Origin of the sequence: Bacillus sp. 16GRE42, from assembly GCF_019837435.1 — a bacterium.
In the GTDB taxonomy this organism is placed as follows: domain Bacteria; phylum Bacillota; class Bacilli; order Bacillales; family Bacillaceae_G; genus Bacillus_A; species Bacillus_A wiedmannii.
This window is the reverse complement of the sequence record NZ_JADAXF010000003.1, coordinates 283,793-309,481: the sequence shown is the minus strand read 5'-3', so window position 1 is coordinate 309,481 and position 25,689 is coordinate 283,793. Positions and strand designations below refer to the sequence as shown.

Below are 25,689 nucleotides of genomic sequence, written 5' to 3'. Positions count from 1 at the left end.
GCTTTCAAAAAAAATAAGCCTAGTAATATCATAGATTACTAGGCTTATTTACTTCCTGCTTCATCATTATTATTCGTTGCTTAAGGATACGTTAACCCTTCAGCTTCTTCCGCAGTAATAACTGTGTATCGATTTCCCGTTCGTAATCCTAACAATTCTGCTTTTTCAATTGCATCCTGCTTCGACTCCGCATAAGCAGCTAAATATTTTTCTCCATTGATAATTTGGCAAATTACGTATTGTTTCATTATTTTCTCCTCTTACTTTTTCATTAGTTGTGCAAGTTTTTTGATACCTATTTCAATTTCTTCTAACGTTGCGTATGAATAGGATAGACGCAAAAATTGGTTTGCACTTCTATCATACAAAGTACCTGGATTTAATAAAATCTTTTCTTTCAAAGCTTTGTCGAATAAGCTACGGTTCGAAACGGGTACATTCATATGTAACCAAATATAAAAACCACCTGTCGGTTCATACCATGTTGCTATATCACGACAATATTTCTCTAACATTTGCAACATAAAATCTCTACGTTTTTTCAACTTAGTTCTTACAAACTGTAAATGTTCATCATACAATCCATCTGCAAACCATTCCGCTGCAATTTGCTGGGATATAGAACTTGAACCATAATCTGTTTGCATTTTTATGTCTGCCAATCTTTGAATGACTGGCTCAGATCCAACAATCCATCCAATTCTTAACCCTGGACTAATAACTTTAGACATACTCCCAATATGTAGTACAATTCCGTTTTTATCATATGCTTTTAAAGGCTTTGAAACAGGCTCATCAAACCATAAGTCTTGGTACACCGCGTCTTCTATAATAGGCAAACCAATTTCGTTACATATTTCCATCACTTCTATTCGTTTCTTCGCATTCATACTAAAGTTCGTCGGATTATGAAAAGACGGGATTGTATATAAAATAGATGCATTAAATTGCTTCTTATATTTCGTAATATATGATGCATGTAAACCGTTCTCATCCATTGGTATACCAATTAAACGCATTCCTGCTGATTGAAAAACATTAAGAGAATATAAATAAGATGGTTTTTCTAATAAGATGGATGCCCCTTTTGGAAGAAGCCCCATAGAAATAAGTTGCAACGCTTGAATCGCTCCTGAAACAATTAATATAGAATCAGGAGTTACATCTATACCATGTCCTTTTAAATAGTCCGCAATCTTTTCCCTTAAAGAGAGACTTCCTTTCGGCTCTTCATAGCCAAGTGTCACCTTTGATGCTAAAAGCTTATTCATAATCTCTTTCATCTTTTTTTCAGGTAAAAGACTTGGCGCGAGCTCCCCGGTTCCTAAACGAATTACATGCGGATAAAATTCAGCTTGATTAATCTCTTGAATAGCAGGCAGATTCGGATAATGAAGTCCTGTTTCTACATAAGACTGCCAATTAGGTGGGGGCGCGTACGTTGAAGCATTCTCATTATTATTTACAACAATTGTTCCTTTCCTGCCATTTCCTTCAATGTATCCCTTTGCCACTAGTTCATCGAAAGCCATTACAATTGTACTCCGGTTCACACCGAATGTATGTGCCAAATCTCTTTGTGAAGGTAATTTCGTTCCAACAGTCCATTCTCCATTAACGATTCTTTCTTTTATATACGTTTCTATTTGTTTATACAGAGGAGTCGCTAGAGACATATTCGGTTTCCAAACGAATCTTTCCATCATATCACCTTATATTCTTTTTGGTTGGTAACCTCTCCAACCATATGGATGGATACAAATTTTCATTTCTTCTATACAATATACACTATCATACTGAATTAAAATAGGAGGTAATATGATGAGTGAAGCAATTATTCATGGTATCATTCTTGCATTTGGTCTTATCATTCCATTAGGTGTCCAAAATGTTTTCGTCTTTAACCAAGGTGCGAGCCAACCAAACATTTGGAGGGCAGCCCCTGTAGTATTAACTGCCTCTATATGTGATACGTTACTCATATTGATTGCAGTGCAGGGTGTCTCCCTTATACTCCTTACTTTTTCTTGGCTAACTAACACGTTATATATAATTGGATTTTTCTTTCTCCTATATATGGGCTTTGTTATTTGGAGAAGTAACCCTTCCAACGATATAAAAAAAGAAAACAGTATGCCATTAAAAAAGCAAATCCTTTTTGCTGCATCGGTTTCGTTATTAAATCCACATGCAATTTTAGATACAATCGGTGTAATCGGAACAAATTCTATTCAATACATAGGAAGTGAAAAATGGGCTTTCACACTTGCAACTATTATCGTTTCTTGGATTTGGTTTATAAGCTTAGCCTTAGCGGGGAAATTTCTAAAAAGAATAGACTCAACTGGAAAGACAATCGTATTATTAAATAAGTTTTCGGGTCTCATCATTTGGGGCGTCGCGCTTTATATGTTAAAACAAGTTATGTATTCTTAATGAACGAAAGAGAATTGCATGTTCCTTAAAACACCATGCAATTCTCTTACAGATTATGAAGTAGGTTCCGTTTTCTGTTTTACCGTCTTTGCATCTTTTGCTGGTTTAATCCAAATCATTGCTATAACAGCACCAATACCAGCGAAAATACTAGTTACATAAAACACTTCATGGTCAGCACCCTTCATGAAAAAAGAATATAGAGGTGGTCCAGCTGCTACACCGATAAATCGCATTGAACTATAAAATGACGTAACTGTCCCCCTTTGCTCCTTTTCAATTCCTTGTGTAATTAGGGCGTCTAAACATGGGAGTGCCATACCAATTCCTATCCCCATAATAACAAGACAAAGAAGTAGTAAATAGATCCCTTTTATAAATAAAGGAATGATGACTGATGCAGCTGCCATTAAAAAACCAATATAAATACACTTCTTCATTACATTTTGATTATCTCCAATTTTTTTACCCGCCATATATGAACTAAGTGACAGTACAAGTAACGGGATGGCAAGTACACAACCTTTCCATATACCATGTATGTCATACTTTGATTCCAGTATAGTCGACAAATAAAAGAGAATTCCGAATAAAATAAGCATAATAATTGCACCTAATACAAAAATGGCAATTAACCATCTTCCCTTTTCTCGAAACGTAGAGATAATAGATTTTATAAACTCTTTAAGTGGCGGTACTTCTCCTTCTTGTTTCTTTGCCTTTACTAGAACAAGTAATAAAACAATTGATACTACGCATAAAACTGGAATCGCCCAAAATGGTAAGAACCATACAATGGCAGCAAGAGCAGATCCTAAAATAGGGCTCAGCACTTTTCCAAATGTATTGGATGTTTCAATGATTCCTAAACCTGTACTAACTTGTTTTTCATCTTTGTATAAATCACCAACACACGGTATAACAACTGGCATTGCACCAGCAGCACCAATACCTTGAATCGCTCTACCAATCAATATCCAAGTGTAGGGATTATCAACTTTCCATGATACCCAACCAGTTATCGCTCCTCCTATAGCCGCAATCAGCAAACTCGGAACCATTATCATCTTTCGTCCCCATCGATCTGATAAATAACCAGCAATCGGTATAAGTAAAATGGCTACAATAGAGTAAATTGTAATAATCATGGATACTTGAAACGATGAAATATGTAATTCCTTTTCGATAGTCGGTAGGATTGGAATGAGCATTGAATTCCCTAATGTCATAACAAGTGGAACTGATGCAAGCGCAATTAAACAACAGTTTTCTTTTTTTAACATGTTGGCTTCGGAACCCTTTCATCGTATATTTCTGACCATATAATAGCCCTGCTGGAACGTAATTTTTCATTCCACCAGGGCTATTACATCTTTACTACTTCCCATTTACAACAAAAGAAATTGGGGAAAATATAGTATTATTCCTATTCTTTGAATTCAGTTCGCAATATATTCATACCAATTAATTGAAAAAAAAAGAAAGGAAGAATCCTTCCTTTCTCCTATAACCTTCTACAATTAGCGAGTATATCCGCCACCAAGTTGTTGTTCTGCCATCGCTACTAGACGTTTTGTAATTTCACCGCCTACAGAACCGTTTGCACGTGAAGAAGTGTCAGCTCCAAGTTGTACACCAAATTCTTGTGCAATTTCATATTTCATTTGATCTAAAGCTGCTTGTGCTCCATGTGATGCTAATTGATTAGAATTACGATTTCTAGCCATTACCAATCACCTCCTTATTTATATATAAATTGTGTTAAATTTCAATTTAAATACATGGTAATTTTTGGTTATTTATATTTTTTAAAAAAGAGTCTCTTCAATGAGAGACTCTTACATCATTTTATATTAAGAAGTTACTACTTCTAAATTTCTATTTGTTAATACTTTCATTTCTTCTTTTAATATATCTTTCGCATGATGTCCAAACCATTCGAGTGAAGCAAAATGGTCAGTATCTCTCACTTCCTGAATAATCTCATCATAATTTACCACACCTTCAAATAATGGAACCATACCAATTCGACTTCCCGCTGCTGCATATACATTATGTGGTTCAAACACATGCAAATAATCTGCTGACGATATATTCTTAAAATGGTAATGTTGTATCCACGGCTTTAGTCGATGGAAGCTGTCTATTGGATCTGCACCAGACTCCCATATATGAAGAAAATCAAGGTTTATTTTCAAATTCGGATGATCTACTTCTCCTAATAATTCCAAAGTAGAAGGCAGCGTATCCGTTAACGTATTTGGATGTGTTTCTAAAAGTACATACATATTATGCTGAGCAAATACTTCACAAATGATGCGAATACGATTCACATACTCTTTTCTCTCCTGTTCCGAGAAATCTTCGCTACCTTTTTGTCCAGCAAACGTACGAATTTTGTTCGTTTTAAACCAATTAGCTAATATTGCAAGTTGTTCACATTTCTCTATCGTTTTTTCAAAATCTGCCGATAGTGATATGTCTAAGTAATCACTTATCATCGTAATTCCCAAGTTTTTATCCTTTAAACAATTCAATTCTCGTTCTGTCGTTTCATACTCTTGCATATACAAATTTTGTGCATGAGTCCCCCACAATTCAATTCCTTCAAAACCGTTTTCATATGCAAATTGAACAATATCAGTAAATGAAATTAATTGATGACGAAAGGAAATAGTACATAATGAATATTTCATAGGTTTGAACTCCCTTATCTTAAATTCAGTTAGGTTTTTAAAATGCTAAGACAGACTGGTTTGTTTTCATTTCTTTCCATGATAAAAACTGTCTCTCTAATTCAGCCTTAATTTGCAGTTCAATTGCATTCATTTCATCCAACTTTTCAACAATTGATAATAACATACCTTTATTATTCGTCATTGCCATTTTAATTGCTCGATACTGTACATTTGTAGATCCTTGTACAATATCCTCTACCCGATCACACCAATAATCAAACTCTTGCTCCGAATATTGCAACGTTTCACGGAAGTATGCAAAGGCATGTTCATAACTATATTTACGAATCGCAAGTACTGGTATTTGTTTGACTGCCGCTACAAGACCAGAAAGCGAATACCCATCTTCTTCATTTGCCATTTTTATAATTAAATTTTTCAGCTCCATAGTCAGTTCATTGTCATTTCTTTTGAAAGTTTCTATGAAATAACTCGCTACCATTTCTTCTGTTGGCTCCTGAATTTCTTCTACATCAATGAAATACCCTCCACCAAATGGGTTATCTTGAACAGAGTGAAGCACTTTTTCTCTTTCCATATTCCCTTCCCAACGAAAATCAGGGTCTAGCATGAACCATTCTTCTTCTTTCTCTGTCTTCGATATCATTAAATAATGCGGAAACGGTTTTTGATGGAATTTATTTTCCCTCTCTGGCAATAGAGACATATCAACCATTACAATGACATAGCGATTTTCTGGCTTGTTTTCTACTAATTGTAAAAACGTCTCTACATTGCTATCTTTATCTTTTGCATGATCATACCATTCGTTCACTTTCATACCATACAATTTTTCATACCATAGTAAGTAATTATCATGGTTAATGTTTTCAGAGTGATACGAAATAATTCCGCCTTCTGTTATATCAAAATCGCCGTCCCATAATCCAAAATAAAATGGACGGAAATCTATATCGCTACGCCTTTTTATAATTTCACAAAAACAACTCACTAAACAGTGAACTTTAATTGAAGTCATATTCTCATCCACTTTCCTAAAGGTTAATTATTCACATTTACTTCTTATACCGGCTGTAGCTCCTCCATAAAATCAAGTAAAGATCCTACAGTAAGAAATGCCTTTGGATCTACCTCATCCTCTGGAACGCATAGCTTTACATCCATTTCTATGTAAACTATGAGTTGTAACATCATTACCGAATCTATATATAAATCTTGGTTTAAACGCATCGTTTCTTCTAAATGCGTTACATTTTTTAGTTCCATTTTTTCTTTCATAATTTTCAATACTTCATTTTTTAATGTTTCACGTCTCATGTTGTAACCTCTCCCATCTCTAGTAACTTTCTACTTACTTTTCCAGTTTTATTTTTCGGAATTTCAGTTACACTTTCAATCTCATGTGGAACTTTATAAGCTGGTAAATGCTGTATACACCATTCTCTTATTCGAACCGGATCAATATGAGAGATTACTTTCGCTTTAACTATTTCGCCCATCACAGGATGTTTCCCTCGATATACAATTGCCTCTTTAACACCTTCTAGTCGAAGCATCGTTTCTTCTACCTCTATAGGAAAGACTTTTAATCCTGAAACGTTAATCACATCATCCATGCGCCCCATAAAATGAAGGCCGCGCTCAGATTTATACCCCAAATCTTTCGTGAAAATTTCCTTATCGTTCATTTTCACTACGATTTCTTCAGGCATATTTTCATCTGAACCTATGCTTATACTCGCATGAGGTAGTGGATTTCCTAAATCTAAATGGCTTTTCATATCATGACATATACTAATACAACCTGCTTCAGAACAACCGTATTGCTGCATCATATATGTTGTCGTTTCTTTTAGTTTATAAAACAATGCTTCTGGCAAAGGCGCTCCGGATGTCATAATTTTATGAAACTGAAACGTTCCTTGCGGGAAACTCCCCATAATATGTAACATAAGTGGTACTGAATATATGATATGTTTTTCTGTATTGCGAACTATATTTAAGGCGAATTTAGGGTTTTTATTTGTAATGATGATAGGTTTGCTTCCCCGCGTAATTGCAGATAACGTACCACATATTAGTCCGTATGAATGTGAAACAGGAGCCATAACAATCGGCACTTCATCTACTTCACAGTTTAAAGCTTCATTATAAGCCGTAATTTCTGTATCCACTTCCGCCCATGCTCTACGAATCAGTTTTGGTTCTCCCGTAGTTCCAGAACTATATTGCAATAAAGAAGGCTCTTCGAGTAAAGCGTTCACTACTTCTAATTTCGTAAAATCGCCATATTCTCCATATAATATCCCGATACAATTTGCACGCTTTGCCATTTCAATAGCCGTTTCTTTTGGCGTATCTTCATGTATAAGCAATACTGATAATTTCTTTTCTTTTAAGAAAAACACAAGCGTAATAATATCGAATGGATCTTTCAGACAAAGCGCAAATCTATTTCCTTCTGCTTCTTTAAATTGTTCCATTTCCTCATAAACTTGTAATCTCAAATCAAAATCACTTTTGCTATACTCTTGTTTATTAACGATTAGCATAATTTCCCCCTGTAACAACTGATTTTTGTTTCATAAGTTGTCTTGCTCTATACAATGGATTTGGAACTTCATGAACAAGCGATTCCACATCCATATATAATCGACGCTTCGTTAATTGCTCAGCATAGAATGTAGGAGTGTATAGCTGAATACTTTCAAATCTATCTTTCAAGTGTGGATATTTTCTAAAATGATTTTCAATTTCTTCGACAACTATTATCCAAAAACTTTCTTCTTTCCAATCATATTCGTCTGCAAGTACGAAAGCTAATTCTCCTACATTAAATAAGAACAGTGCATCTAATACCATCTCTTGTAAACATTCAATACGATCCATTTCAAAGAAATCATTCATTTTTCCATCCGCATACGTTTTATGCATTTTAGTAAAGTCTGGACATTTATTCATTTCTTTTAAGAATGGACGATAAAACTCAAGTCCTTCATGGAAATCCTTTAATGCAATACGGACAGGTAGCCCTTCTTTATGAACTAAAATCATATTTTGTCCGTGTGATTCTAATGCGATTCCATGCTCTACAACAAGATGTATAACTGGCATGATCGCTTTTTGAATCAGTAATCGTAGCCAATTTTCTATCCCATATTTGTTTAACCATGCATCAATAACTGGTGTCCCGTCTTTCTCTTTTGCATATAAGCCGTTAAAGGGAACCGCATCCTCTTTCTCATTTAAATATTTATGAACGCTTTCACGCCAAATGCATCCTAATGAACCATATGTGGCTTTCTTATTCGTATCATACGTTACACTCGAAAATTCCTTTAGCAAAATAATGCGCGATTTATCCCTTAAATAAGAATCCTGACTTACGACATCACTTAACCAATTCGATATAGCTGGTGCACTCACAACTGAATATGGTTTCAGCGTACGGAGTGTTGAAGTGTTAAGTATGTTCAGCGATAACTTCACATATGGTCTCTTTGGATTCGTAACATTTCTTAACGTCCTCATCGATTGTTGCGCGCAATAATCATCCTCTGATTTTCCTAAATAAATAATATTTTTATCCTGTAAATGATCAGCGTAATTGGGAATGATGAAATTCTCCCACTGCCACGGATGAACAGGTATAAACACGTACTGCTTTGAATCGCATCCCGCACTGTGAATTTGTTCCATATACACTTCTAATGTATGCTCGCCTATCTCACCTTTTAAAATATTGTCATAAATCACTTCATTTTCATAACCTACAGCCGCATATTTCTTATGCGCTGCAATCCATATAATTTTTATTGATCTCATAAATTCATATCCATATTGAAAATTGTCACGATATTGAAATCCAATGCGCGCTTTATAGCTAGGATGATATGGATGACCGTCTATTAAATGGCTTTCAAAGTCATCGTACGATTTTTGAGTATATTTCACCTTATTATGTCTTTCATATTGTGCAATTGTATCTTTAAATATCGTTTGTTCTAATTCATGAATAAAAGAATCTAATTTCGTTTTTTCCACGTTAACAATCCGAAAAACTTCTTCCAAAAATTGCGAAACTGATTGTATTTCTTGTTTTTCTTCTTGAACTCTTATTACTAATGAATCTATAGAGATACGTCCAAATGTCATTCGTTCTCTTCCGTAACATTCGTACGTGACACTTTTGTTGTCCTCATCAAATCCTTGTATAAGAAAAAGAATTTGTTCTTCGTTTTCTATGCGAATTGGCGTAATAATTCCCTCATAAATTAACGACTCTACTAATTGACGTAACACTCTTCTTCGTACTGAAATGTAATCTTCTGATTCAAGCGCTTTCAATATTCTCGTATGATACATGTCCACTCTCATAACTCCCCCGCCTTACGAAAAAATACCATTATTTGTATTACGTGAAATTTTAACGTTATTTATGAACGTACAGCCACTTCTCTAACGAGCGGATTCTGTACCTGTACGTAAATTGCTTGTTCTAAAGGATTACTTAACTCATCGACATCGAAAAATCTCGTTAATAAATTTGCTTTACATGCCAACTTATGCTCTTCTAACAATTCTCTTAAAAAGGTAGAAGGTTCACGGTTATACGGAAGGAACGATTCAAGTACAGATCTTAATTCAGAGAGAAGAATTTCCTCCTTAATTAATCCTGCTGTGCCAAAACCGTTAATGAGACCAAACATATGATTGAAAATTAAGTAGTAACGAAATCTCTCATCTACAATATAATCGTCATATAAATTTCCAGTACGCTCTCCAATGCCAGCCAACTCATTATTAAGCATCTCTTTCATTGAATTACAGAAATAAAACCCTTGATTATCACGGAAATAATATTTGACCGGATAACCATTCTTTAGCTGAACAACGCTATTTTGCTGATGCGCTTCTAATGCAACACCATAACGTAAGTACATCCATACCATCGGCTTTAAAGAAATATTCATATATCGTCTAAACCAATCTAAACTTACTTCTTCACAGCTTCTACCTTCTAAATCTGCTAGTCGATGAATAATATTCGATAAACGAGTACGTTCCCCAGGTATAGCATCTTGCACTAATCCAGCAATTAAAGTAGCGTCATTTGCATGTTCACCATAAAAAGGATTCTCTCGTATAATTACTTCAAATCCAGATTCTTTTGCCCCGTAATTTAATGTAATAAATGCTGGATCACAAATAAAATCAAAACCTGGAAACTTCTCTAACACTTCACCAATTGCTGTATTTAGCATTTCCTTTCCTTCAAGACCACTCTCTAGTTCCTTCAATTTATTAATACGCATTGAATTTGTTACTTTTACTGGAAATGAAAACTTAAGCATATATTTTGATTGGGGATGATATAACGTCCTAAGTGATGATGTTGCCATATAATACTTACCGACAGGACCGATATATTCAAGTACTCCTTGATCTATCCAATCCTGTACGTATGATTGGTGTAATAGCCATTCTGCCTGAAGCGGATGAATTGGAAGTAATGAATATTCATCTTCATTACAATACTTCGATATAAATTCTTTACTAACCATCTCATCATTACGTAACTCTTCTTTTAGAATTATTGTTGTAGAATCTAACAATAATGATTTTTCATTTACTATACTTTTATGTGCCCTAAAATAATGAAGCTGACATTCTCCTTTTAATTCTGGAGAATACATGGCACTTTTCCATTCCAAAATACCTTGTCTACTCTTTGGAGTTGGATGCGTTAAATGTCCAAATAATAAAGATTGCTCCGCTTCTATAAAGGATGTATGGAAACCGTATAATGCAGATGTATCTTCTATTCTCTCCCTTGTAAATTCTTCAATATTTTGACAACTACGGATAACTCGAAGCATAAGTTCAGCAGGATTCGTCCCTTCTCCGTAGTTGATAGACATCTCTTTTATTAAGAACGTAATAACTGTAACATAATCTGCTTTTATAACATTCTTATTTTCTCCCATTTGATAATAAAATTGTTCTCCAAACAAATGGCGATCTGTTGCTGATTTATATATAACTTCTCCATACAAAGTAATGTGTTGTGCCGATAGCCGACAATATAAATATGTGGGGACTATATCTCTATTCAACGTATTACTGAAGATACTTTTCATTTTTTCATCCTCTATAATCCATTCTCCACTCCCTGTTTCTCTTAAATAACAGTTTAAAAAACTTTGTAATGTTGCATGTTCTGCGATTTGTTTCGCATGCTGCATATTGGTCCTCCTCTTTATATTAAAGCTATCGAAATTTTATATAATAAACAACAATTGAATATCGTTATCAATTATGATTCTAATTGATAACGATATTCAATTCAATAGTATATTTCAGAATTTTTTTATCTAATTTAATTTTTCTTGTTTTCTCTCTTTTCTTTAATCTAGTTAAAAATTCACGAAAAAAATACTCAATTTCAAACTACATACTTACTATTTTTCATTAGTAATCCATCCAAAATAGTTAAACAAAAGAGATATACCTTAATTGGCATACCTCTTTCAAAGAATAAGTTTACATAATAATATTATTTATATCTCTCCAACAATAGGCTGTCTCTTCTACCTGTACTCGCTCTAAAAATTTTGTATCAATTTTTTCTGGATTAAATTTTTCATAAAAATTTTTAGAAGGATTATTCGTAACAACCCATACTAAAAGTGATTGCATATCATTATTTATACATTCTGATAATAGAGATTGAAATAACTTTTGTCCTATTTTCATTCCTTGATACTCTTGTAAAAGGTAGATCGCATATAATTCCCCATCACAATTATATGCACCACTTCTTTCCACTCCCCCGTCAATGAATCCGATTATTGTTTCATCTGACGTCTCTGCTACAAATCTATATTGGTATTTATCTTCTTGTTGAAAAATGTTTTCCCATTGTTTTTCTCGTTGCTCATATGTTATATTTTCTAAAAATTCGTCAGCAAATATCCCTTTATACGTTGTTTTCCAGCTATCAACATGCACCTTTGCTATACCTCGTATATCATCTTTTATCGCTCTTCTAATATGTATTTCCATCATTGCTCCCCCCTTGTTATTCATCATTATATCAATTTTTTTCCTTAAAAATCCAAATAAAAAAGAGCGAATGCACTTCACTCTTTTTTATCATAATTATCTACTTTCCACTTCAACTGAAACAACACGATCAATCTCTTTCAGGGAACTATATAACTCTGTTGTATATAAATCTTCTGGAGCTAAAATAACCATTTCCAGTTGCTGAAATGCTCCACTATCTATATCTTTAATTTTTACGCGTTTCACATGCATACCTAAATTTTTAATTTGCTTAAATATACCATCTAACTCATGATGCTCTTTTACAGTAATTTTTATAGATAAATCTTTTTGTCTTAATGAATACGGACCTGCAATTTTCACAAGTTGTGGAAGTACGTTAATTGCTAAAATAATTAAAATCATAGCAACCGTCGCTTGTAAATAAAAGCCTGCCCCAATTGCTATACCTAAAGCTGAAGCAGCCCACACCATAGAAGCTGTCGTTAATCCAGAAATAACATCATTACTTCTTCGTAAAATAACACCTGCCCCAAGAAAACCAATCCCACTCACAATTTGAGCAGCTAGACGCATTGGATCCATATTTGTATGCCCTGGAACAGAATATACATGTACGGCTTCAATTGAAACCATCGTAATTAAACAACTTGCTACAGAAATAACCATACTTGTTTTCACACCAAGCGGTTTATTCTTTAGCTGCCTATCTATCCCGATGAATAATCCTAAAAAGAGTGCTAAACCTAATTTGAGTAAAAATTCATATGACATATTTCCATTCTCCTTACTTTACAATATTTCCCTTGGAATAATTCACTATAACTCTTTTATGATATCAATTCCAGTCTTTTCTATTCATTCAACGTAAAAAACCGAAAAAACATTTGTAACGATGTTTCTCCGGCTTTTTATTATGCTTAAGATTCTTCTTTATTTCTGATCTTTAATCTTAATCTCTGCATCTTTGTAGAATGCTAATTTACTGTCATTATACTCTTTTGTAAAATTGTTAAATTGCTCTTTTGATTTTTGTGCTTCCACAGTTAATTCATTAACAGCCTTAACTTTTTCACCAATCTCTTTTAATTTCGTTTCTTTTACTTTTAATTTTTCATACAGTTCTTTTTCAGTCGCTAACGCCTTCGTATAATTTTCATTCATCTTTTGGAATGCATCATAACGTTTTTTATACGACTCTTCTACCGCTTTCGCTTGTTTTTGTAACTTCTTATCTTCAAGCTTCTCTATATTTCCTTGAACAGATTTTGTTTCTTTCTGAGCTTTTTCTAGCATTTCTTTCTCATTTTTCAATACTTTTTCACGGTCATCTACATTTGCAGTAGCTTGCTCTATTTTCTTCATAACAGCGTCATTATGATCTTTACCTTCTTGTAAAATTTGAGAATATAGCTCTTGACCTTCATTCTCTAATTTCTCTAATTTCTTCGCTTCATCAACTAATGATTTTTCTTGTGTCGCTGCTGTTTCAAAAGCTGTGTATAGATTTTCTTCTGGTTTTTCACCGAAACAACCTGTTAATAGTCCTACTGATAGTGCTCCAACTACTGCTACTTTTCCATACTTCAACGTTCATTCCTCCATTACATACGGTTATCATGCCAAAGATTCACTGGAAAGTGACTCTCTTCATGATAAGCTTCAAACTCATAACCCTTTTCTTTTAACCCTTTTAAAATTGCTGGCACAGCAGCAACTGATTGTGGGTGAATGTCATGCATTAAAATAACTTCCTGTGGTTTTGTTGCATTTGTTAATACGTTTTGAGCAATTTGTGCTGCCGCTGCATCAACTTGCATTTTGTTATATTTCCAATCTAATGAATCAATTGTCCAATCCCATACTTTAAAACCGCCCTCTACCACTTTATTTCGAAGACCTTCATTTAATCCAGGCTTCGAACCGTATGGTGGACGTGTTAATTTAGGTGATTTTCCAATAATATTTGCGATTAAGCTTTGATTTTCTTTCATTTCATTTACATACTCGCCATTTTTATATAACTTCGCAAAATTATGTGTCATACTATGCATACCTACATAATGACCCTCTGCATTTTCACGTTTCACTAAATCCGGAAATTCTTTTACATTCGCTCCAATTAAAAAGAACGTCGCCTTCGCATCATGCTGTTTTAACATATTTAACAATTCAGCCGTATATTTCCCTGGGCCATCATCAAATGTAAGATAAGCAACTTTTCTTTCTTTTCCATTAAAACGACTTGGTGCCGTTTTATTCATTTCTACTTTCGGTTGTTCACTTGCAAGCTGTACTACGTTTTCTTGTTTTGCAACAGCCTTTGCTGGTGAAGTAATGGATTGAAACATGAAATACCCAATAGCTACTGCTGCAATCGCTATTAAAACGACTACTACTCGTTTAATTTTAAAAGCTTTTTCCATTCTATCGAATTCCTCTCCCTATTAATCTTATATATAAATCACCCAATATAATTATACATCTATTTATTTTATTACACTATATAAACAGACCTATATATGTATTATAGTGGGAGTTTTATCAAAATGGTTGTTCCTATTCCTTCTTTACTTATAAAATTAAGTGTGCCTCCATGAAGCTCTATCATTTTTTTAACGATGGCTAAACCGAGACCTGCACCTGTAGCATTGTTATTAATCTGGTAAAATGACTGTTCTATATACGGTAAATGCTCTTTAGCAATTCCAATCCCTTCGTCTTTCACCTTGATCACTGCTTGTCCTTCATTTTTAGTCGCTTCAATATGAATTGTACCTTTTTCATGTGAATATTTAATAGCATTTTGAACGATATTCAAGAAAATTTGCTTTAGCCTATTTCGATCTCCCATCAATTCAATTCTTTCTATCGTATTAATAAATTGAATTTGTTTCTCTTCAGCGTTAGGAGTTAATTGCCAAATCGTCTCCTCTAGTATATCGTACATTTGTACATTTTGTTTATATAAATTAAAATGATTTGATTGTAATCTTGAAAAATCTAGCAATTCTTCTACTAAATGAATCAATCGGTCTGTCTCACCTGAAATAATTCCCATGCCTTGCTTTATCTCTTCTTCTGTTAAATGATCTACCGTTTTTAACGTCTCACTCCAACCTTTAATTCCAGTTAAAGGCGTTCGTATTTCATGAGAAATAGAAGCAATGAATTCATTTTTCATCTGTTCCGCTTTTTCTATTTTATTAGACATATGATTTAAACTATATGCTAACTCACCTAATTCACCTGGATAATCTTCTTTAATTTTCTTCTTTAATGTACCTTCTGCAATTTGTGAAGAAGCATGAATAATAGATTCGATAGGTTTAACAAACGAATTCGCTAATCGTCTACTGATTAAGAATACGATACCAGAAATGACAATTCCAACTGAAATAGTAAACATAATAATTTCAATAATCTTTGCATTTACACTCGTTAAAACAGTCGTATATTTCAAAACACCTATCGTTTGTCCTTGATGAATAAGTGGACTAATCACTTCTAATTGTTTCACATTTTCTTTCGTAGCAGTCACTTGATGATACATTTCTCCTTCTAGTAACGAATACGGAATAACTACTTTACCTTCTACCTTTTGTCCACTTGACGATTGTATAATCGTACCATGTCGATCAATTAATTGTAATTCAGTTCCTTCTAACTGAAAGCTCTCAATTATATCCCCGCTGTATTCTTGCAAACGAATAAAGTATAGGGAATTGTATTCAGAGAAAAATCGTGTACTTGTCTTCGCATGAGATTCTATATATTGCACAATACCATTATAATAATATCGATAAATGGAGACTGAAAATACGACTTCAAATAATACAAGCATAAGTATAATGACCGTCATAAAATATAAAGTCACTTTTCTTTTCATCTTATACTTTCCTTCCACACATATCCTTTTCCCCACACAGTAAGAATAAATTCAGGTTCTGATGGATTACATTCTATCTTTTGGCGTAACCGCCTCATATTTACATCTACTACTTTCGTCTCACCTACATAATTCGTTCCCCAAATCATATTTAAAATTTCATCACGTGAAACCGGCTTTGAAGCCTGATTCATCAAATACTGTAATATCATATACTCTGTAGGGGTTAAATCAACTAACTGTCCACTTTTATATAATCTTTCTTCTATAACATTTAACGAAAACGGGCCAGATATGATCGTATTCGCTTTTTCATCATGTACTTCTATTCTTCTTAGTAACGATTGTATACGTGCAGTTAGTTCCACTGGACTAAACGGCTTTGCGATATAATCATCTGCACCAATTCCTAGTCCTTGTACTTTATCTTCATTTTGTACGCGTGCGCTTAACATAATAATACCTATTTTCTTATTTTCTTCCCGGATGGATTTACAAACTTGAAAACCATCAATTCCTGGTAACATTACATCAAGTAATGCTACATCAACAGTATGTTCACATAAAATCTGTAACGCCTCTTCTCCCGTACTAGCTTCTAACACATAAAATCCAGCACGTTTCAAATTCAAGACGATAAAACTACGAATAGGCATTTCATCTTCTAAAACTAAAATTGTTGGCATAATTTCCACCTCCCTACTCTTGTTGATAATCCGCTAGCGGTTTTACATATGCTTTCACTTTTTCAAAATGTGATTGTTTCGGTACAGCATATACGTGAGAAGCTGTTTTAACTGTTGCTTCGTATCCTTTTATTTTGAACCATTCTTTCCGCTTAAATATATGGACTTCAAGCCATAGTTCATTTGTACTTGTCTCCAAAAACTTTTGAGAATTTGATTCCTTTTGCTCATCTGGTATCGTAATTTTTCCAATTAACTCTTCAGGAATTTTCACATAATATCCTTTTTCTATATCGATATATCTTTCTTCAATTGGTTTAATTCCAGATTCACTCCACTGTATGTAACGTTCAAAAAGCGGACTATCACCATGTGATTTATCTTCCCAACCTTGCGGACGCACTGTACGAACAAATTCAATAATGCCGTCTTCATTAACATCTTTACTTTCTACAACATATTCATTGAACAAATCTTCTTTCCCATCTATAGGCAATACCTCATAATGACCCTTATCAAATTTTGCTACATATGTTATCCCTGAATGAGCGCCAACACCTGCGTCAATTACAACCGCCTTTAGTGATTCAGAAATGCGGCCCATTTGTATTCTTTGAATGCTATTTATAAATGGATCGAATGATGCTTCAGATAAAGTTTTAAATTGTTCCATAAACTCAACTGTCAACTTCTCATCTTTTTCATACGTAACAAGGCTTATATCTTTCAGTCCATTTTTATTTAAATCCTCTATGAATAACTTCGTATAACTTCGATTATATATTTCCTTCATATCTTCATTTTCTTCCGAAAAAACATACATAACATGTTCTAACGATTCACGACTTACAGAAATTCCGATTAATAACTCTCGCTTCCCGTTCCCTGTAAAATCACCGACTTCAACGATATCTACATCTCCACCATCAAATCTATGCGTGGACTTTACTTTCCAGCAATTTCCAATTTCTTCATAGACAGCTAAATATACGCTATGATCTTCATTCGGTAATTTATAAAATAAGATGGCTTCTTTCTTATTATCTTGTTTAAAATCCATTGACCAAATCATCTGTTTATCTTTATTAGACATTGGAGTAAGCAATCGATAATTAACAGGCAAATCTTTATCTATTTGCTCTTTTAGTTCATTAATCCATTTTTCATTGGCGGGAGCACTCATTAAACTTGTTGGAGCTTCAGACATTTTACATCCAGTCAACATAAAAATGATTCCCATAATGCCTATCCATTTCTGCATATGATATCTTTCCTTATTACAGATTTTCATTATTTCTCTTTACTTTTTGCTTCTCCAATATTCTCATACATATGAGTATAATTTTTCTAAAATAAAAAATCGTTACAGAAAAGTTACAAATCCATTCCGATAAAAAAAGATTGGCGAAAGCCAATCTTTTTTTATTATTCATTTCGAACTGGTTTTGGCGTTACACCTAAATGCTCATTTAATTTTTTCGAAATATCTTTTACGTTTTTTTCGTTTGGAATGTAATAATAAATACCTCCGATACGTTTATCCGTACCTTCTATTTGCATTTTTTCCATTTCCAAATTAGATCCTGCCATATTTTTTGTAATTGCAAGCATATCATCGAAAGTTAAGTTCGTTTTCATATTTTTATCAACCGCATCAAGTAAAGAGCCCATTTTGCTAATTGATTGCACAGACATCGCTTTTTTTGCAATTGCTTCTATTACAAGTTGTTGTCTTTGTCCACGCATTGCGTCACTATCAATTTTACGCGTTCTTGCAAGTGCAAGTGCTTGTTCTCCATTTAAATGTTGGAAGCCTTTTTCTAAATGAATCATACCCGCTTGGTCTTTACTATCTTGCTCTGTGAAAGTAACAGGTACATCAATATCAATACCACCAAGTGAATCGACAATTTGTACGAATGATTCAAAGTTAAACTTCACATAATAATCAACAGGAACATTTAAAAATCTTTCCACTGTATCTCGTGTACTTTCAACACCACCAAATACGTGTGCGTGTGTAATTTTATCTAATTTCTTTCTAGATGGGATATATACACGTGAATCACGCGGAATACTTACTAATTTAACTGATTTATCATCTTTATTAATTGTTGCTAATAAAAGTGCATCTGTGCGAACAGCTTCACCATATTGACTTTTTCGCATTTCACTACCATCTACACCCATGATTAAAATTGAAATGTTATCCTTTAAAGGTTCAACTTCTTTATCACGCTTCGATGACTTATCAATTTGTGCATACGCATCACTTACAACAGCTTTTGCTTTATTATATATTAATGATCCATATCCTACTCCTCCAAAAATAAGTAGGAAAAATGGAATTAAAATGAACCATTTTATTGACCTTCTTTTAGAACGTTTTTTATTACTTCTCGTATTTTGTTCTAATTCAGAGCTCATCTTCATTCGCCTCTCTTTCTCTTTCCCTAGTATAATGTATGTCTAGTATTCTTCATATTGAATTTCCTTTCAAACACCTTACATTTTTGTAAGGTTACATGATGAATCCAATATGTATTCCATTTCACATTATACTCTCGTGCTTATTTTTGGCAAGTCACTATTTTCCAACTTCAAATATTTAACACTTCGCAACATCCGAAATTACAGATTTATAAATTTATCCGTTTCGAATCCTTCAATTTTCACCTAAAAAATCAGCAATGCAACAATACATTGCATTTTATTTTTTCTCGAACGGTGTATACATTGTTTTCTTCCCATGATTATAAATGAAAGCGGATTTTGCTTTTAGTTTCACCTTATCTATTTCTATCTCTTCATTTGAGAAATTCACAATAATTTTAATATCTTTTCCATATGAGGCAGATTGGACTAATTTATCTTCTGACAAATATGCAAAGTTCGTCATTTCTTCTTTTACTGCCTTTTCATGAACTTCATTCCAAACTTTTAGATGCTGCGTAATTTCTTGTTTATGTTTATTCCACTCTACTTCATCTAAATGGTACAACGGAGGCACATTATACAATAACTCATATAACATTCGGTTTCCTACCTCATCTTTTACTTTCAAACTTCCCCATTCCCAGTGGTGCGTTGTAATTACAGAATCGTTGTATACTAATTTATATAACGGTACCGAATATACTGGATTTAAATATACTTGTTTATATTCTTCTTTTAACGGTACTTGTTTTGCATATTTTTCTGGAACATTTTGATTCGGCGACCAATATCCGCCCACATAATACGGACTTGTTTTATTTTTCCTCATATCTTCATCGTCCCATTTAATAACAGGCGTTTCAATGCCGTGAGCAAATGCAATCGTGCTACTTGCAAAGTCATTTCCGCCTTCTGAGCCAACTACCATACCTTTTTCTTGCGCAATATAATCCATTCGTTGCAACCTTGCTTTTAAATCTTGTTCTTGTGTCGTTATATGTTTGGCCGAATAATCATCATAAATTTCACCTGTTGCATCACAATCAATAAACCATGAATTATATTTAGGTCCATTTTGTAATATCTCGTTCATTCGCTCTTTTACACTAGGAAGAGATAAAGTTGGATTTAATTTTCGCCCTCTACCTAAAAATCCTTGCACTTTTTCTCCATTTTTCTTCGTCACAGTTGCCTCTTCATATAGCGATGAATCCTGAAAAGAAGCTGTATTCCAATTTTTGTCAGCTTTTTCGTGAATAGAATGATAAGAATCATACGGACCAACTAAATATCCTATTTTCTTAGCTTCTGTCACGAAATCAGGCTGCATATACCCTTGTTCCCAGTTCGGTAGCCCAATCCATGCATTGTCTATTCCTGATTCTTTCATTTCCTTTATAATATCCGTTCCATCTGCCTTACCCCATTTACTTACTTCTTCAACCGCATCACCGAGCGCCGACTTTAATACATGCTTATTTAAGTTATATAACTCCATCTTCGATAAGTGATCTACCCCTTTGTTTAATAACTCACTAGCCTTCTGATCAACATTTTGGAAAATATCCTTTTTATACAATTCCTTCATTGATAATACTTCATTTACATAACGCAAAATAACATTTTTTTGGTACTTATCAATGAAATCTTGTTTACTTACTTGCTCAAACACACTCAGTTCTCCAGGCTCCGAACTATTCTTTTGAATAAGCCCTTTTATATGACTAAACACAGGACTATTTATTTGTTCTCTTATCTTCGGCCAATTTATGTTACTGTCAGACAAACCATTTTGATTCCAAAAATAAAAATGAGCCGCACCATAAAGTTTTTCAATCTCTTTATTTTTTCTAGCTTTTTCTTGTAATGTTTTAAATTCACCTTTTTGAGCAATATTATCCTTATACAGTTTAGCAATACTGACTGCATCATTATTTGTCACATATAATTGAAATCCATATGCTTTATTTTTATTTATACGCGGGAATTCATGTATAAAATCAAATCCTATTTTCGGATCGGAATGAAATTTCAATTCATTATTAAACATATTGTTCGCAATATATACAATGGAATATTTCGAACCATTTAACGCAAAAAACTTCATAGAAAATGATTCAGCAAATGAATATGCATCATCCTTTAAAAACTTCTTCCAATTTTCATCATTACTCGGAATTTGCTTTCCTTCCCATAACGGAAGTGTATAATTTTCAGCTTGTACTTTCGGCCATGTAAAACTTTCTGCACCAGTCGATTCCACTTCAATATTTAAGTGATCTTTTTTCTTTTCTAGATTCACTTTTACTTTTTGATCTGGATATTCCCAAGATGTGCGACCCTTGTCTTTTTTTACATTCGACACCTTCATTTTCGGTAACGGCTGTGATGCCTGTTCCTTTACACCATCATGTTCTACAGTTAACGTGAAAGTCTCTGGATTTACATCGTAAGTGAACTCTTTATAGGTCGCTTTCTTTACCTTAGACTCTTGTACAGTATTGCTACCTTTTACATCACACCCGACTAAAGTCGAAAATGGCATCGTTGTAAGAAGACATATTGCTATCATTTTTTTCATCTTCTGCACCTCCACCACTGAATATACAGGAGCTTTGTTACAGGAATGTGGCAAAAAAATAGAACCAGCATAATGCTAGCTCTATTTTGAGTATTATAAATAAATGTGTATGAACACCTATAATCTGCTTAAAGTATATGTAGTACAATAACCGTGTTTTTTCATCTCCACTAAATATAAAAGCAAATAATTCGAAGCTTTAACATGCATTTCTTAACTAAAAAAATAAGTGTATATAATATACCCTAAAACTAGCACTAAAATTACTAGCGCTGTACCTTTCCAATTCATACCACCCGCCATATCAACTGGACTACCTGTTTCAGCTCTGTTGAGTCCATCATGTAAAGAACCGGTAGGATTATTTTTCAATTCACTTTGCCTTACACGTTCTCTTTTTTCTTCTGGTGACTCTTTATTCATATAATCACCTCCAAATTAATACACGCTTTACTAAATTATACATTATTACTTTTCTTATATATGCCAACTGAAAAGATATTTACAACAAAAAAAGCTAGCAATGCTAGCTTTTTTATAGTTCTATATGTTCTTCTTTATTTACAGTAATTCCTCTATGATCGATTTCTAGCTCACACACTTTCATAGACGTAAATACTCTCGCTAACTGTTCAGCAATTTCTTGACGTTTATCATATGGCGTTAATATAAAAATAGATGGACCTGCACCACTAAGCGCTGTGCCGTATGCGCCAAACTCTTTTGCACATTTACGAATTGAGGGTAATAGCGGTACGAGTTCTAAACGATACGGCTCGTGAAAATGATCTCTTTCCATCATTTCCCCTACAACTTCCCACTTCTTTTGACAAAACGCAGCTACTAATACGTTGCTGATTGCACTAGCCTTAACTGCTTCATGAAAAGGAAACACATCTGGTAATACAGATCGGCTTTCCTCTGTATTTAACTCTTCATTTGGAATAAGAGAAATTACACCTAATTCCTTACTTTCAATTCTTATAACCGAAACATTCTTTCCATCAAGTGCTCCGATTACAGTTCCTCCTAATATAGAAGCCGCAACATTATCTGGATGCCCTTCAAAATTTGTTGCAATTTGAACTTTTTGATCAGTCGTTAAGTTCAAATTACCAAGTTGATTCGCAAGCTCTATCCCTGCTACAATTGCTGATGCACTACTTCCTAGACCTCTTGTAAGCGGGATATTACCAGTAACTTCTATTATTTGAGGTGATAAAGAAGGACATACTTTACATGCCGTGCTAACGATTAAATTTTTATCGTCTGTCGGAATTGATTCTTCAAAGGAATGGATTACTTGCCATCTATCAGCTTTTTCTTTTACCACCACATCTAAATATAATGACAAAGCTATTCCTACTGAATCAAATCCTGGTCCAACATTCGCTGTACTAGCAGGAACACGAATACTTAATGGTATCACGACATAATCACCCCTTTAATATGCTCTTTAATTTGTTCTATATTATTTGAAACACTTGCAATGTCTAATGTATTAGAAGAAATTGCGATATCAGGATCTTTCAAGCCGTTTCCAGTTAAAATTGCAACAACTGTCTCTCCTTTTTTGATTTTTCCAGATTGAACATGTTTAATTACACCTGCTAATGAAGCATTTGATCCCGGCTCAGCGAAAACCCCTTCCGTTTTTGCTAATAATCTATACGCATGTAAAATTTCTTCATCTGATACCATATCTATTTCACCGTGAGACTGTTCAGCAGCCTCTACTGCATATGACCAACTTGCGGGGTTACCGATACGAATCGCTGTTGCAATTGTTTCAGGTTCTTCAATGACATGTCCTTTTACAATAGCAGCTGCTCCCTCCGCTTCAAATCCGTGAATTCTTGGCTTCTTATAGCCTTTTTCTTTCTCATATTCACAGAAACCTTTCCAGTACGCTGTAATATTCCCAGCATTCCCAACAGGAATCGCTAAAACATCTGGTGCACTTTGCAACTGGTCACAAATTTCAAATGCTGCTGTCTTTTGCCCTTCAATTCGATAAGGATTCACTGAGTTTACTAATGTAATCGGCTCTTCCGCAGCAATATTTCTTACAGCCTTAAGTGCATCATCAAAATTTCCTTCTATTGAAATGATTTCAGCTCCGTAAGCGACTGCTTGCGCTAATTTTCCATGTGCAATCTTTCCTTCCGGGATTACGATTATACATTTCATTCCAAGGCGTGCCGCGTATGCTGCGGCCGATGCTGATGTATTACCTGTTGATGCACAAATGATTGCCTCTGACCCTTCTTCTTTCGCCTTCGCGACTGCCATTACCATACCACGATCTTTAAAAGAACCTGTCGGATTCGCTCCTTCGTACTTACCGTATAACTTAATCCCTAATTGTTTTGATATATTTAATAGCGGAATAAGAGGTGTATTTCCTTCCATTAAGCTAACATCAGGTGTATTTTCATTCACCGGTAAATTAGAAGCATACTGTTTTAATAATCCTTTATACATATTGTTTTTCCTCCTCAATAATGTAATAACTGTTTATTTCACTTGCGACATCTTCTATCGCTCCTAGTACTCGTTGAAATTGATACTTTGAAGTTTGATGTGTCACAACAACGACTTCTGCAAGTTCGCGATTTAAAGGTAATTGAATCACTTCTTTTAAACTTACAGAATAATTAACGAAACATTCTGTTATTTTTTGCAACATCCCAGGTTCATCTCGTAATGAAATACGTAAGAAATATTTCGAAACGACTTCTTCATCCCGTTGTAACTCATATGGCTCTGGTTCTTTTAACGCACTTTTACTTTTCGGAACTTGATTCATATTTTTAACGATTGAAATAATATCACTTACTACAGCAGAACCAGTTGGTAACTTCCCAGCTCCAGGCCCGTAAAACATTACTTCTCCTACTGCTTGACCGTGAACATATACTGCATTAAATTCATTATTTACATTCGATAATGGATGATGACTTGGTAAAAGAGTCGGTTCTACACTTAAATGAATGGCTGACCCTTGTTTCTCTGCTTTACCAACTAATTTCATAGTAAATCCTAACTTTTCAGCCATTTGTAAATCTTCTTTTTCGACCTTTCGAATCCCTCTTACTTGCACATCATCTAAAGAAACATTCATCGAAAAACCTAAGTTTGCAAGAATGGCTACCTTTCTCGCCGCATCTAACCCATCTACATCCGCTGTTGGATCCGATTCTGCGAAACCTAATTTTTGCGCTTCCTGTAAAGCCTCTTCATACGACCATCCCTTTTGACTCATCTTTGTTAACATGTAATTTGTTGTTCCATTTACAATTCCCATTATTTTTTCAATTTGATCTGAAGCTAATCCGTCTGTTAATCCTCTTAACACCGGAATACCGCCCGCTACACTTGCTTCATAACATAGATCACAATCATTTTCGTTCGCTAATTGAAGAAGTTCTGCACCGTATACAGCCATTAAATCTTTATTTGCTGTCACGACATGTTTCTTATTTCGTAAAGCCTTAACAATATGTTGCTTTGCTTCTTCAATTCCGCCCATTACCTCTACTACAATATCAATATTTGAATCATTTAGAACTTCATCAACATGACTTGTTACTACGATCCCATCAATGCAAACATCACGTTCTTTTTCTAAGTCACGTACAACGACTGTCTTTACCTTCACTTCATACCCTGTATCAAGTGCAATTTTTTTATAATGTTCTTTCAAAATATGGACAACACCACTTCCGACCGTACCTAAGCCTAACACTCCAATATTAATAACGTTATTCATCTTCTAATCTCCTCCTACAATTTTATTTTTTATCTCTATCAATCACCTTGCTCTGTTTTTTAATCATGCAGGTGGTGGTTATTTCCGTACGTACAAATCGTTTCATGTTACAGCACCTCCTT

General features: G+C 34.1%; 24 protein-coding genes. 1 reads left to right on the top strand and 23 read right to left on the bottom strand.

All coding sequences use genetic code 11. The features are described from left to right. Nucleotides 1-80: 80 nt before the first annotated feature. Both ILS93_RS18045 and pdxR read right to left on the bottom strand, forming a co-directional pair. Nucleotides 81-248: a DUF3933 family protein gene (locus ILS93_RS18045; RefSeq protein ID WP_000816376.1), complete on the bottom strand. Its 168-nt coding sequence runs from the start codon at nt 246-248 to the stop codon at nt 81-83. A 12-nt stretch (nt 249-260) separates the two neighbouring features. Further along, on the bottom strand, nt 261-1,703 hold the full coding sequence (pdxR, locus tag ILS93_RS18040; protein WP_064474220.1) for a MocR-like pyridoxine biosynthesis transcription factor PdxR: 1,443 nt from the start codon (nt 1,701-1,703) through the stop codon (nt 261-263). Between the two features lie 118 nt (nt 1,704-1,821). Between pdxR and ILS93_RS18035 the strand changes: the two genes are divergently transcribed. Continuing rightward, nucleotides 1,822-2,436 (top strand): LysE/ArgO family amino acid transporter, encoded by a 615-nt coding sequence (locus tag ILS93_RS18035; protein ID WP_001287293.1) that lies wholly within the window; start codon nt 1,822-1,824, stop codon nt 2,434-2,436. 53 nt (nt 2,437-2,489) lie between these two features. Here ILS93_RS18035 and bcbE read toward each other — a convergent pair whose 3' ends face one another. The 21 genes from bcbE to ILS93_RS17930 all read right to left on the bottom strand — a co-directional run bounded on the left by bcbE (nt 2,490) and on the right by ILS93_RS17930 (nt 25,567). Further along, nucleotides 2,490-3,719 (bottom strand): bacillibactin exporter BcbE, encoded by a 1,230-nt coding sequence (bcbE, locus tag ILS93_RS18030; protein ID WP_098102692.1) that lies wholly within the window; start codon nt 3,717-3,719, stop codon nt 2,490-2,492. Between the two features lie 237 nt (nt 3,720-3,956). Continuing rightward, nucleotides 3,957-4,163, bottom strand: coding sequence for an alpha/beta-type small acid-soluble spore protein (locus ILS93_RS18025; protein ID WP_000113545.1), 207 nt, complete (start codon nt 4,161-4,163; stop codon nt 3,957-3,959). Between the two features lie 126 nt (nt 4,164-4,289). Further along, nucleotides 4,290-5,132, bottom strand: coding sequence for a sugar phosphate isomerase/epimerase family protein (locus ILS93_RS18020; protein ID WP_064474223.1), 843 nt, complete (start codon nt 5,130-5,132; stop codon nt 4,290-4,292). A gap of 37 nt (nt 5,133-5,169) precedes the next feature. Then, the gene (gene asbE, locus ILS93_RS18015) at nt 5,170-6,153 is read right to left on the bottom strand and encodes a petrobactin biosynthesis protein AsbE (RefSeq protein WP_222661059.1); all 984 of its coding nucleotides are present in this window, start codon (nt 6,151-6,153) and stop codon (nt 5,170-5,172) included. A 44-nt stretch (nt 6,154-6,197) separates the two neighbouring features. Further along, nucleotides 6,198-6,452: a petrobactin biosynthesis protein AsbD gene (gene asbD / locus ILS93_RS18010; RefSeq protein WP_001250755.1), complete on the bottom strand. Its 255-nt coding sequence runs from the start codon at nt 6,450-6,452 to the stop codon at nt 6,198-6,200. Further along, nucleotides 6,449-7,687: a 3,4-dihydroxybenzoic acid-AMP ligase AsbC gene (gene asbC / locus ILS93_RS18005; protein ID WP_222661057.1), complete on the bottom strand. Its 1,239-nt coding sequence runs from the start codon at nt 7,685-7,687 to the stop codon at nt 6,449-6,451. Before asbC ends, asbD begins: the two co-directional genes overlap by 4 nt. Beyond that, nucleotides 7,674-9,512, bottom strand: a complete 1,839-nt coding sequence (locus tag ILS93_RS18000; protein ID WP_222661055.1) for an IucA/IucC family protein — start codon at nt 9,510-9,512, stop codon at nt 7,674-7,676. The genes asbC and ILS93_RS18000 overlap by 14 nt, the downstream gene beginning before the upstream one ends. A gap of 59 nt (nt 9,513-9,571) precedes the next feature. After that, nucleotides 9,572-11,380, bottom strand: coding sequence for an IucA/IucC family protein (locus ILS93_RS17995; RefSeq protein ID WP_222661053.1), 1,809 nt, complete (start codon nt 11,378-11,380; stop codon nt 9,572-9,574). Nucleotides 11,381-11,678: 298 nt separating this feature from the next. Next, complete coding sequence (locus ILS93_RS17990) at nt 11,679-12,200, bottom strand: GNAT family N-acetyltransferase (RefSeq protein ID WP_222655388.1); 522 nt, start codon at nt 12,198-12,200, stop codon at nt 11,679-11,681. Nucleotides 12,201-12,296: 96 nt separating this feature from the next. After that, nucleotides 12,297-12,977, bottom strand: a complete 681-nt coding sequence (locus tag ILS93_RS17985) for an MgtC/SapB family protein (RefSeq protein WP_000119503.1) — start codon at nt 12,975-12,977, stop codon at nt 12,297-12,299. Nucleotides 12,978-13,136: 159 nt separating this feature from the next. Next, nucleotides 13,137-13,793 (bottom strand): YkyA family protein, encoded by a 657-nt coding sequence (locus ILS93_RS17980; protein WP_064474229.1) that lies wholly within the window; start codon nt 13,791-13,793, stop codon nt 13,137-13,139. A gap of 14 nt (nt 13,794-13,807) precedes the next feature. After that, on the bottom strand, nt 13,808-14,629 hold the full coding sequence (locus tag ILS93_RS17975) for a peptidoglycan-N-acetylglucosamine deacetylase (protein WP_064474230.1): 822 nt from the start codon (nt 14,627-14,629) through the stop codon (nt 13,808-13,810). A gap of 101 nt (nt 14,630-14,730) precedes the next feature. Then, nucleotides 14,731-16,092, bottom strand: coding sequence for a sensor histidine kinase (locus ILS93_RS17970; protein ID WP_222655390.1), 1,362 nt, complete (start codon nt 16,090-16,092; stop codon nt 14,731-14,733). After that, on the bottom strand, nt 16,089-16,778 hold the full coding sequence (locus ILS93_RS17965) for a response regulator transcription factor (RefSeq protein ID WP_064474232.1): 690 nt from the start codon (nt 16,776-16,778) through the stop codon (nt 16,089-16,091). Before ILS93_RS17965 ends, ILS93_RS17970 begins: the two co-directional genes overlap by 4 nt. A 13-nt stretch (nt 16,779-16,791) precedes the next feature. Continuing rightward, complete coding sequence (locus ILS93_RS17960) at nt 16,792-18,039, bottom strand: hypothetical protein (protein WP_222661050.1); 1,248 nt, start codon at nt 18,037-18,039, stop codon at nt 16,792-16,794. 164 nt (nt 18,040-18,203) lie between these two features. Further along, nucleotides 18,204-19,205 carry an LCP family protein gene (locus ILS93_RS17955; protein WP_000093639.1) on the bottom strand — a complete coding sequence of 334 codons (1,002 nt, stop codon included), beginning with the start codon at nt 19,203-19,205 and terminating at the stop codon, nt 18,204-18,206. 283 nt (nt 19,206-19,488) lie between these two features. Beyond that, complete coding sequence (locus ILS93_RS17950) at nt 19,489-21,795, bottom strand: glycoside hydrolase (protein ID WP_064474234.1); 2,307 nt, start codon at nt 21,793-21,795, stop codon at nt 19,489-19,491. A gap of 213 nt (nt 21,796-22,008) precedes the next feature. After that, on the bottom strand, nt 22,009-22,218 hold the full coding sequence (locus tag ILS93_RS17945) for a DUF6366 family protein (RefSeq protein ID WP_064474235.1): 210 nt from the start codon (nt 22,216-22,218) through the stop codon (nt 22,009-22,011). Nucleotides 22,219-22,330: 112 nt separating this feature from the next. Further along, entirely contained in the window at nt 22,331-23,224 is an 894-nt protein-coding gene (gene thrB, locus ILS93_RS17940; RefSeq protein ID WP_222661048.1) for a homoserine kinase, read from the bottom strand. Beyond that, a complete protein-coding gene (gene thrC, locus ILS93_RS17935; protein ID WP_222661046.1) occupies nt 23,221-24,279 on the bottom strand; it encodes a threonine synthase in 1,059 nt (352 codons plus the stop codon). The genes thrB and thrC overlap by 4 nt, the downstream gene beginning before the upstream one ends. After that, the gene (locus ILS93_RS17930; protein ID WP_222661044.1) at nt 24,272-25,567 is read right to left on the bottom strand and encodes a homoserine dehydrogenase; all 1,296 of its coding nucleotides are present in this window, start codon (nt 25,565-25,567) and stop codon (nt 24,272-24,274) included. Before ILS93_RS17930 ends, thrC begins: the two co-directional genes overlap by 8 nt. Nucleotides 25,568-25,689 lie beyond the last annotated feature (122 nt).

Bases quoted from the DNA above. Each gene is read 5' to 3' on its own strand.
- ILS93_RS18000 (WP_222661055.1), bottom strand. From the start codon at position 9,512: ATGAGAGTGGACATGTATCATACGAGAATATTGAAAGCGCTTGAATCA.
- ILS93_RS17975 (WP_064474230.1), bottom strand. From the start codon at position 14,629: ATGGAAAAAGCTTTTAAAATTAAACGAGTAGTAGTCGTTTTAATAGCG.
- ILS93_RS17990 (WP_222655388.1), bottom strand. From the start codon at position 12,200: ATGGAAATACATATTAGAAGAGCGATAAAAGATGATATACGAGGTATA.
- ILS93_RS17950 (WP_064474234.1), bottom strand. From the start codon at position 21,795: ATGAAAAAAATGATAGCAATATGTCTTCTTACAACGATGCCATTTTCG.
- ILS93_RS17965 (WP_064474232.1), bottom strand. From the start codon at position 16,778: ATGCCAACAATTTTAGTTTTAGAAGATGAAATGCCTATTCGTAGTTTT.
- ILS93_RS17960 (WP_222661050.1), bottom strand. From the start codon at position 18,039: ATGCAGAAATGGATAGGCATTATGGGAATCATTTTTATGTTGACTGGA.
- ILS93_RS17985 (WP_000119503.1), bottom strand. From the start codon at position 12,977: ATGTCATATGAATTTTTACTCAAATTAGGTTTAGCACTCTTTTTAGGA.
- ILS93_RS18020 (WP_064474223.1), bottom strand. From the start codon at position 5,132: ATGAAATATTCATTATGTACTATTTCCTTTCGTCATCAATTAATTTCA.
- ILS93_RS17955 (WP_000093639.1), bottom strand. From the start codon at position 19,205: ATGAGCTCTGAATTAGAACAAAATACGAGAAGTAATAAAAAACGTTCT.
- ILS93_RS18035 (WP_001287293.1), top strand. From the start codon at position 1,822: ATGAGTGAAGCAATTATTCATGGTATCATTCTTGCATTTGGTCTTATC.
- ILS93_RS17995 (WP_222661053.1), bottom strand. From the start codon at position 11,380: ATGCAGCATGCGAAACAAATCGCAGAACATGCAACATTACAAAGTTTT.
- asbE (WP_222661059.1), bottom strand. From the start codon at position 6,153: ATGACTTCAATTAAAGTTCACTGTTTAGTGAGTTGTTTTTGTGAAATT.
- ILS93_RS18025 (WP_000113545.1), bottom strand. From the start codon at position 4,163: ATGGCTAGAAATCGTAATTCTAATCAATTAGCATCACATGGAGCACAA.
- ILS93_RS17930 (WP_222661044.1), bottom strand. From the start codon at position 25,567: ATGAATAACGTTATTAATATTGGAGTGTTAGGCTTAGGTACGGTCGGA.
- thrC (WP_222661046.1), bottom strand. From the start codon at position 24,279: ATGTATAAAGGATTATTAAAACAGTATGCTTCTAATTTACCGGTGAAT.
- ILS93_RS17970 (WP_222655390.1), bottom strand. From the start codon at position 16,092: ATGAAAAGAAAAGTGACTTTATATTTTATGACGGTCATTATACTTATG.
- bcbE (WP_098102692.1), bottom strand. From the start codon at position 3,719: ATGTTAAAAAAAGAAAACTGTTGTTTAATTGCGCTTGCATCAGTTCCA.
- asbC (WP_222661057.1), bottom strand. From the start codon at position 7,687: ATGCTAATCGTTAATAAACAAGAGTATAGCAAAAGTGATTTTGATTTG.
- pdxR (WP_064474220.1), bottom strand. From the start codon at position 1,703: ATGGAAAGATTCGTTTGGAAACCGAATATGTCTCTAGCGACTCCTCTG.
- asbD (WP_001250755.1), bottom strand. From the start codon at position 6,452: ATGAGACGTGAAACATTAAAAAATGAAGTATTGAAAATTATGAAAGAA.
- ILS93_RS18045 (WP_000816376.1), bottom strand. From the start codon at position 248: ATGAAACAATACGTAATTTGCCAAATTATCAATGGAGAAAAATATTTA.
- ILS93_RS17945 (WP_064474235.1), bottom strand. From the start codon at position 22,218: ATGAATAAAGAGTCACCAGAAGAAAAAAGAGAACGTGTAAGGCAAAGT.